Consider the following 3,292-nt stretch of genomic DNA (forward strand, 5'->3'; position numbering starts at 1 on the left):
AGTATCGGCCCGGGGGCAACTAATCCAGTTTTATGAACAAATTGGTTTACCGAAATCCCTAGAGGATTTAGGATTAAGAGATGTTTCCCTTGCCCAGTTGCGCCACGCAGCCGCAATTGCCTGTCAGCCTAATTCGGACATTCATCGTTTACCTTTTACGGTTTCCCCCGAACAAGTCATGGCGGCCATGGTTTCCACTACCGCTGCCGATACGATCGGGCAGAAAGTTAAAGCTAATTAACGGGAATATTTTCGGGACTTATTAATAATGAAAAATTATCAACAGAATCACTTATCATTGAAGAAACAGAATTTACCCTTAGCATCATAACTTTTTCCTATCTGATTTATTCAGCAAGCCCTAATTAGGGGCTCAAGACCCCCCTAGCGGGCGCAGAGAAAACCCTCACCAGCTAAGTCTTTTTACTCAAGTCTCTAGAGGGGGACGGCCAATGTGACAGTTGAGGGTGCGGAATGTGGGTTCGTACTTATTGTGCCGACTATTGTCTCGTTCTTATTTGAAATAACTATAAATTACGAACAGCTTAACGCACCAATTTAAAAGGGGTTAGGTTTCGGGGAGCGCAGGCTGTTCAGTTCTGCGAGGATGGCTGAACTACCGTTGATCGCAGCGGCAGCCACCGGGTTGAGTCCCCAAAATGCCCCGACTGCCACCACTAACAGGTTGGGCAGAGTAGCGATCGCCAAACTCCTGTCTGCAGTCGCAAAGGTATGCCTCGCCAGGGCAAAGGTGTAGCCGAGGGGCTGGAGATCGTGGCTGTGGAAGATGACATCTGCGGCCGCTGCAAATTCCCCTCTCCCTAGAGAAATAACCACCTGATCCTCCTGGGCAGCCAAGCAATCACTACCACTGTCGGTTATCCAAGCGGCCCGCTTACCTTGGCGGCGCAACTGTTCTCGGAGGCACTCAACAGCAGCCGCATCGGTGGCGAAGTGGATGCACTCAGAAGGGATGCCCCAACTCACCAGCAGCTCCGGGGTAATCAAGTCCTGGAAACTTTCGCAGGTAAAGGCCAGAGTATCCACCTGAGCCAACTTTTCCAGTACCCTGGCATTGCGGATGTAAACGCCTTGTCGCGCTGCCGCCGTCAGGGCCGAAACCACTGCCAAGGGAGTAACGCCCCGCAGAGAAACCCCGATGTCGAGGGGTAACACCGCACTCGCTCGCCCCAAGTCCCCCGTCAGGATTGCCCAAGTGCCACTCAGGAGCAAAGTGGGGACGATCGCTCCTTGGGCGACGGGTTTGAGGTTCTGGAGTAGTTCGGTTTTTTCGACGGAATCTAGCCACCCTTCTCGATCTGCCTCGGGAACGGGAGCGAACCGCTGCCGGTCGGAAAGCCAGTGGATTTCTGCATCTTCTTGCTCGAACAGCAGGTATAGCTCGTCTTCTAGCTGTTGGAGCTTGCTCTGGCGCAGGCTCTCTCCCACTGCCGCCAGATTGAGGGCGAGTGCGCCAGCTACACCGTTGCCCTGGAGCAGTTGGTAGCTCAACCAGAGAGCATCGAGGCAGTCTATTGTCACTTGTCCCTGCTGGGTGAGGGCTTCGCCAACCCTCTGCCAGAGAGGAATTGAAGCCGCAAGGACAATTCCCCCCACAATCGAGAAGGGCAGTTCTAGGGGAGCAGCAGCGATCGCCACAGCCAAGGTTAAGGCCGGCATCCCTAAAGTTGGCCAAGTCCCCTGATTCCTAGCCCCGACTTTCTCGCTTGGATCTGGCTCTCTGATGCGGCTCTCGCTGATGGCAGTGGTTCTAAGCAGCGATCGCTGCAAGCGTCTGGCAAATTCGTCATCCCAATTGAGGCGGGGAATGCGAATTCGCAGCCGTCCCGGAATTTGATGGGCGACTTGCCAATCTACCCACTCAGGGGGTGCTGGGGAATTTTCTGCCGCTTGAACTGGTGCGGGAGTCAGAGTTGTTGTCGTCATGGTGAGGTGATTTCGAGAGGGGCTACCGACTGGCAGCGGGACGAACAAGACATTCAAAAGCAGGCTGACAGCAGCGACGTAGATGATACCAGTTTTCGACTTCCATAACCATTGTTGTAGAGTCGAGGTTAACCCCGGCAGCGGCAGAAGGGTAATACGGGGAAAAAGTCGCCCTCAAGGTAGGGTTGATTCATGAATCAACCCTACCTTGAATCAACCCTACCTTGAATCAATACTAGGGGGCAGGGGGTATCAAAGACAAAATCTATCTTCTATTTAATCAGAACCACTTAATTATCGGAACTAAAAAGGCTTATATATATTTCGACACGGATTCCAATTATACTAAAAAGTATAGGTCAAATCGAGGGATTTTGTCAACTCTTTTTTGCCATTAATCTATTTGTGTTATCCAATGGAGGGGGTTATAAGGAATGAAACCCCGATAGAGACAGACATTACTGCGATTTTTGTCAATTGTTTTCGCTCTAGAACGAGCTAATCAATTGAGTCTCTTGCCCTATAAGGATTTAGTCGATTTATGCCACCCGATCGAATCATACCAAGTAACGAAGAACCTTCTTTTTCCTCTTCTTGAATCGCCGATTTCGGGACAATGACGACGTTAACCGGTTCTTCTACTTCGTTGAATAGTTCTAAAACATATCCTTCCTCACCCCCCTTCGGATGGGCAACTATATCGACAAGAATCGCCGAATCACCCTGCTTAAGATTGTATTCGGGAACGTCGCGGGCTAGGGTCACTTCTTCGTATAGTTGCGCCATGGTTTATTTTTCCTTTCGAGGTTTGAGGGTGATAAATTGAAATTGATGATCTAGATTTCGTTTTAGCCAAATCGTGACAACGAATAGGCGAACTTGATTACTGCTGATTAATTCCCCCTCGACTCGATCGAAGGTTCCCTATTCGATTCACCGATCAAGTGTATTAATTGATATTGTTTCAAGGTTTTTTTGGGGTTGTAATTGCATAATTTTTTTTTAAATAGTCTAGACTAAAAAGGCTTATATATATTTCGGCACGGATTCCCATTATAATAAAAAGTATAGGTCAAATCGAGGGATTTTGTCAAGTCTTTTTTAGCATTAATCTATATAATTGTCGGGTTGCTCACCGGTCATTGTCCTCAAAAAAATTATGCCCTGGTTTGTCAAACAGTCCTAAGTAGGTGGGTGGAATTAAATCCCACATTCCGCACCCTAGTCGTTGAAATCAAAAGTTGCTCTAGCCCTTGTATAGTAAGACTTTTAGCGATTACTAAGAATTATGAAGTGTCACACTCTAGTTAGCGATCGCCAGCTTAATGAGAGTTTATCTCAATAA

At 48.5% G+C, this 3,292-nt stretch carries 2 protein-coding genes and 2 pseudogenes; 1 reads left to right on the plus strand and 3 read right to left on the minus strand.

Going from position 1 to position 3,292, the window contains the following annotated elements; all coding sequences use genetic code 11:
- A pseudogene (locus PX481_RS15530) lies at positions 1-241 on the plus strand (oxidoreductase); the annotation flags it as partial.
- 317 nt (positions 242-558) lie between these two features.
- Here PX481_RS15530 and PX481_RS15535 read toward each other — a convergent pair.
- From PX481_RS15535 to PX481_RS30180, 3 genes and pseudogenes are all read right to left on the minus strand, one after another.
- On the minus strand, positions 559-1,947 hold the full coding sequence (locus tag PX481_RS15535) for an ATPase (RefSeq protein ID WP_288094922.1): 1,389 nt from the start codon (positions 1,945-1,947) through the stop codon (positions 559-561).
- A 498-nt stretch (positions 1,948-2,445) separates the two neighbouring features.
- Positions 2,446-2,733: a hypothetical protein gene (locus PX481_RS15540; protein WP_002758672.1), complete on the minus strand. Its 288-nt coding sequence runs from the start codon at positions 2,731-2,733 to the stop codon at positions 2,446-2,448.
- A gap of 3 nt (positions 2,734-2,736) precedes the next feature.
- Positions 2,737-2,871 (minus strand): annotated as a pseudogene (locus tag PX481_RS30180) (DUF6883 domain-containing protein); the annotation flags it as partial.
- Between the last annotated feature and the right edge of the window lie 421 nt (positions 2,872-3,292).

This window comes from Microcystis sp. M53603_WE2, assembly GCF_030065435.1.

Coding starts and splice junctions, on each gene's coding strand:
- PX481_RS15535 (WP_288094922.1), bottom strand. CDS start 1,947: ATGACGACAACAACTCTGACTCCCGCACCAGTTCAAGCGGCAGAAAAT.
- PX481_RS15540 (WP_002758672.1), bottom strand. CDS start 2,733: ATGGCGCAACTATACGAAGAAGTGACCCTAGCCCGCGACGTTCCCGAA.